Source organism: Bacillota bacterium (assembly GCA_040754675.1).
GTDB lineage: Bacteria > Bacillota > Limnochordia > Limnochordales > Geochordaceae > Geochorda.
Genome location: JBFMCJ010000295.1, coordinates 1 through 5,049, shown reverse-complemented (window position 1 = coordinate 5,049; position 5,049 = coordinate 1). Strand labels below are relative to the sequence as shown.

The 5,049-nt window shown below is 63.1% G+C and carries 4 protein-coding genes; 3 read left to right on the top strand and 1 reads right to left on the bottom strand.

Going from position 1 to position 5,049, the window contains the following annotated elements; genetic code table 11:
- Positions 1–1,132: 1,132 nt before the first annotated feature.
- Complete coding sequence (locus AB1609_15225; GenBank protein ID MEW6047807.1) at positions 1,133–2,020, top strand: PhzF family phenazine biosynthesis protein; 888 nt, start codon at positions 1,133–1,135, stop codon at positions 2,018–2,020.
- Positions 2,021–2,254: 234 nt separating this feature from the next.
- Here AB1609_15225 and AB1609_15220 read toward each other — a convergent pair whose 3' ends face one another.
- Entirely contained in the window at positions 2,255–2,692 is a 438-nt protein-coding gene (locus tag AB1609_15220; protein MEW6047806.1) for a MerR family transcriptional regulator, read from the bottom strand.
- 160 nt (positions 2,693–2,852) lie between these two features.
- Here AB1609_15220 and AB1609_15215 point away from each other — a divergent pair, with 160 nt between their 5' ends.
- Together AB1609_15215 and AB1609_15210 are read left to right on the top strand one after the other, a co-directional pair.
- A complete protein-coding gene (locus AB1609_15215) occupies positions 2,853–3,977 on the top strand; it encodes an acyl-CoA dehydrogenase family protein (GenBank protein MEW6047805.1) in 1,125 nt (374 codons plus the stop codon).
- Between the two features lie 813 nt (positions 3,978–4,790).
- On the top strand, positions 4,791–5,049 hold a 259-nt coding region (locus AB1609_15210), incomplete at its 3' end, for a metalloregulator ArsR/SmtB family transcription factor (protein MEW6047804.1).

Genomic DNA, 5,049 nt, shown 5'->3' with positions numbered 1-5,049 from the left:
ACGGGTGAAGATCCTGCCGCCTGGCTGCGGACCCGGGTGCCTGCGTTAACCTGGCCGTACGCTGCTCGGCCGTGGGTGAAGTACGTTTTGCAGGAGTTCACCCGGCTTCGCCTAGAGGTGGGCTAGCCAGGACGCCATTCCTTTGGAAGACTCCGGCGCGACATGGTGGTGTCGAACCGCGTGATTAACAATTGACCTCTCCCAGGACAAGGAACGGCTGACGAGGGAGCGAGTTCTGCGTCCCGGGGGAAAGCTGGTGGTCGCCGAGCTGGTGAGGCTGAGCAAGCCTACATCCTGTGTGAGGAGTACCCCCGATGCCGCTCTGAGTGGTCCCGGCACTCATCTGTTCCGGCTGCGCGACCGGACTGGTCACTGCCCCCATGCCGGGAGCCCCCGGTTCGGAGATCCGGGCCAGGGAGGCGCAGCTGGGGGACCTTGATGTGGTGGTGCGTATCCTGGGTGCTGCCCGCCTGCCCACTGCCCGCGTGGCGGAACACCTGCCTTCGTTCCTGTGGCCTGCAGCACCCCCGACGGAGATGACGACGGCGTGGTGGGGCTCGAGCGCTACCGCTCATCGGCCCTGCTACGCTCCCTGGTGGTGCTCCCCTTGTGGCGGAATCAGGGCCTGGGCCGGCGCCTGGTAGCGTCCCAGCTTACCCGGCTGGCTCCCGAAACTCCCGCGTACCCGCTCACCAGGGCCCGGAAGCGTGCGTCCGCCCCCTGGGCTTGGAAGCGATTCCCCGGGACCAGTTGCGCCCTGCAGCGAAAGCCTCCTCCGAGTTCCAGGAAGCCTGCCCGGCGTCGGCAGTCGCCATGCGCGCAGTCGCTTACGGGAACCCCGGCAAGTAACCCCGCCCCACGGGGGCCACCGCCCCGTGAAGCCGACCCTTGCCTGGCTCTTGACGGTCTGCTTCACCCTCGGGTTGAATATACGCGAGCGGGCCGACGGGAGGACGCTATGGGAGGAACTGCCCGACGAGTGCGATCACCGTCGAAAGTGGCGTGGGGTGTGCGACTGCCATGATCCGGGCCGCCCTGACCAGGAGGAAACAGGCCACCTGCGAAGGTGGGGACATAGCGTCCTGTTGTTCCGCGCCCGGCGGGAGCAGGATGGCTTGACGGAGGCGACACAATGCGGACCTTTCCCATTCTGCAGGTAGATGCATTCACTGAAGCCGCCTTCTGTGGCAACCCGGCAGCGATTGTCCTGGACGCTCAGGGACTTTCTAACGAGCAGATGCAGGCCATTGCTCAAGAGATGAACCTGTCCGAAACCGCATTCGTGCTGCCTTCCGATGTGGCCGACTTCCGGCTCCGCTTCTTCACTCCCCGCAAGGAGATCCCCATGGCAGGTCACCCGACCATTGCCACCGTCCATGCTCTGATCGAAGACGGCCGCATCAGCCTAACAGCCGCACACACTCGCGTGACTCTCCAACTCAACGTGGGGGTACTTCCTGTCGAGATCCGTACAGTGCCGGATGGAGCACCCTTCATCGTCTTGACGCAACAACGACCGGAGTTTCTTAGGACCTATCCTCGCGAGCCGGTCGCTGCGGCTCTTAACCTTGCCCCCGCTCACATCATTGAGCCCATCCAGACAGTGAACACCGGCACCCCCCAACTGATGGTCCGGCTACACGATGCCGCTACGCTGGAGGAGATGCATCCCGACTTCGATCGCCTCGTGGAACTGACGGAGCGGAGCGATTTCTTCAGCGTCCACGTCTTCGCTCTTATCGACCATACTCGGCAACCCCGTGCGGTCGCCCGCCACTTCGCCCCTGCCGCTGGGGTCAACGAAGACCCGGTGACGGGATCGGCCAGTGGGGCGATGGGAGCCTACCTGGTGCACTATGGCCTGGTTGACAGCTCCACCCTGGTCGCCGAACAGGGCCATGCCGTGGGGCGCCCGGGGAGGGTACATGTAGAGGTGGTGACCTCACACGGGGTGATCGAGGCTGTGAAGATCGGGGGCCAAGCGATAACCATCTTCCGAGGCCAACTGCTGCTCTACTAGGAAGCACCTCCGGTCCCAACTTGGCAACCCGGACCTTCAGCGCGTCGGCTGTCACCGCCTACGGGGAAAACCGGCCTGGAGCCTCCTACGGAGGCGATGCGGCGGCCTACCGCATAGTAGTGCAGCGGGGCATAGATAACCGGGTCAAGGACAGACATATCAACCTTCCCGTACGCAGGGTCTGGTATGTGGTGGTCAACCGGGAGGTTCTTCACTTCACCGAAGAACACCGTACTATGATTCTGCGGGTGCACAAGTTGCCAGGGCTTGAACGCAAACACATTCCCCAGCGGGAGACGGACGATCCGCCAACGCTCCCTGGTCAGTCTGCAACCAGGACTCCAGTTCCTTTCTCAAAGAGGTTAGCTCCCCTATCCTGGCTTCAATCCCGGCGATCTTTTGCAGCACCAGTCCCCGCAATCCCGACCTGACCGTTTCGCAACGCCCGGAGCGCGCATATTCCAGAAGGCCTTTGATCTCGCTCAAGGTCAGCCCGAGGTCCTTGGCTCGAAGCACGAAGCGGAGCTCGGCTGCATCATCAGGCGAGAAGAGCCTGTAGCCGTTCTCACCGCGTTTTGGGCTCACGATGCCGAGTTGCTCGTAGTACCTTATGGTTTTGGGGTTCACGCCCAGCCGCGAGGCGAGCTGCCCGATCCGCAGGTACTCCGCCACTCGACTCACCCCCTCGTGTCCAATGATGACCTTCCAGCCAGCCGAAAGTCAAGTTGTTTTCACATTCATAACCAAGGAATTGGAGTATTGACCTTCCCGTCGCTGGAATGACCTATCATCGGGCACGTGAGAAAACCTTGTTTCACTGGAGGGAGTGCTGATGTGGACACTGGGTAGCGAGCAAGAGGCGACGAAGAAGCTTGCGGCCAGGTTTGCGCAAGAATACCTCATACCCGAGGCCGCAGAACTTGACGTGTCCGAGGATGGGGCGATCGAACTCCTCTCGAAGATGGGAGAGGTCGGTTTCCTCGGAATGGGAGTGCCGCCCAGGTACGGGGGAAGCGCATCAGATACTCTTTCGCTGGTACTTGCACTCGAGGAACTTTCAAAGGGAAGCACAAGCATGGCGCTCAGTTGTCTCGCCCATCTGGCAGCAAGCAGGGCGATAGTCGAGGGAGGGACCGAACTTCTAAGAGAAAGCCTGCTTCCTCAACTGGCCCAAGGGACCAGGCTGGCGGCCCTGACGGTGCACGAAGCCGGTTGCGGGGCTGTCTCAGCCTTGATCGAAACCGAAGCCACCAGGCAGGAAGATGGCTACGTGGTGAAGGGTTCCAAGATCTTCGCCACCAACGCCGCGTACGCTGATTGCTTCGTGACCCTGGTTCGTACCGACCCGGCCAAAGGCCCCGCGGGCATATCCTTTCTCGTCATCGAGAAGGGAACCGGTGGTCTTTCGCTCGGAGGCCATCACCGGCGTATGGGTCTCAACGGCACGGGCAGCAGAGAACTCTCTTTTGACGCATGCAGGGTTCCACCAGGGCACCTTCTTGGGAGAGAAGGCGCCGGGCTCGAACTCCTTTCAACGGTGGTGCGGGAGGTGGCATTGCCGGGAATGGCCGCAATTGCCCTGGGTACGAGCGAAGCTGCGTTCAACGCCGCCGTACGTCACGCACGTCAGAGAACGATAGGCGGAGAAGCGTTGGGAACCAAAGGGGCGATACGGGACATGGTGGCAGAGATGAGCACACTCCTGTCCGCCATGAGGTCATCCGTTTATTCCGCCGCTTCGAGCACCGGGACGATCGACCCGTTCCAGGCAAAGCTATTCGCCACCGAGTCGGCGCTGCGTGTAACCGATCTGGCGTTGCAGGTGCATGGAGGTCACGGGTACAGCTCCGAGCTTCCGGTGGAGAGATACTACCGGGACGCGCGAGGCCTGAAACTTCATTTCATGACCTCGGAGATACTGCGCGAGGCCATCGCCAAACGGGCCCTGGCGACGTGACTGCTGACATCCAAATCGCGCTGAGGACGGAGCACGGGGTCGACCCCATACGAAGGGAGGTGATGACCATGCCCCAGAACTGCGATGGCGGGTGCATCCTGCCGGCGGATCAGCCAAAGCAGGTGACTACCGCGCCGCAGGAATGCGTGCCTTCTCCGGCGACGAGCGGGAACGCCGCGCCGAGGCAGGGGGCACCGGGGGGACCCCCTTGACACACCACAGAGGGCATGTTACAGTGATATCGTCAAAGCGCGATATCGCTATTTCTCAAGGACTCCAGGGAGGCCGCGTAATGTCTGAGTATTCCCGATCCTGGCGTTCGCCCCGCCACGAAGGTTCCCCCGCGTCGCCCTCACCTGGATGTGCTGGAGGGGCCCAATGGGGGGCAGTACTTTACAGGAATGGAAGGAGGTCCCTTAGATGGTGGCCAGGAGCAGAGGACTTGTCGCCCTGCTCAAGAGGTCCGTGGGCGTCTCGCCCGGCGGTAGCTGCGGCTGCAATCCGACGGGGCCGCGGCGTGGCAGCCCCGACGGCGGTACGGCTCCGTGCTGCGGTGAGCCTGCCGACCCGAAGACGCAGACCGCCAAGCCCGGCGCCGACACGGCGGACGCAAGTTCGGAAAGATGCTGAGAGCCCGCGGCGGCGGAGGAGCCGTGGCTGCACGAGCTTCCGCTCGGAGAGCTTCGCCCGTTGCCGGGGCGGCCGCGGCGGAGGGCCGCCCCGGTGGCCGGCGGCGCGCGGCTTGACGCTGGCCGTACGCGCCGGGTAAACTCTCATATCGAAGCGGGTCTATACAAGAGGGGAGGGCGACCGTTGGCAGTCGACCGGCAGGACAGCACGAGCCTGTGCAAGGTTTTCGCGGCGCTGGCCAATCCCCATCGCCTGCGGATCTACGAATCCTTGTTCTCCGGCTGCCTTTCGACTTGCTGCGACCGCATCGAGAGATGCGAGCCGGCGATGGCCCAAGCCGACGTGGTGCGGCTGCTGGGCCTTGCGCAGTCAACTATCTCCCACTATCTGAAGGTGCTCGAGGACGCCGGGCTGGTCAGAACAGAACGGCGGGGGCCCTGGA

Excerpts from the sequence above, each read along its gene's own strand:
- AB1609_15225 (MEW6047807.1), top strand. The coding sequence starts at position 1,133 with ATGCGGACCTTTCCCATTCTGCAGGTAGATGCATTCACTGAAGCCGCC.
- AB1609_15215 (MEW6047805.1), top strand. The coding sequence starts at position 2,853 with ATGTGGACACTGGGTAGCGAGCAAGAGGCGACGAAGAAGCTTGCGGCC.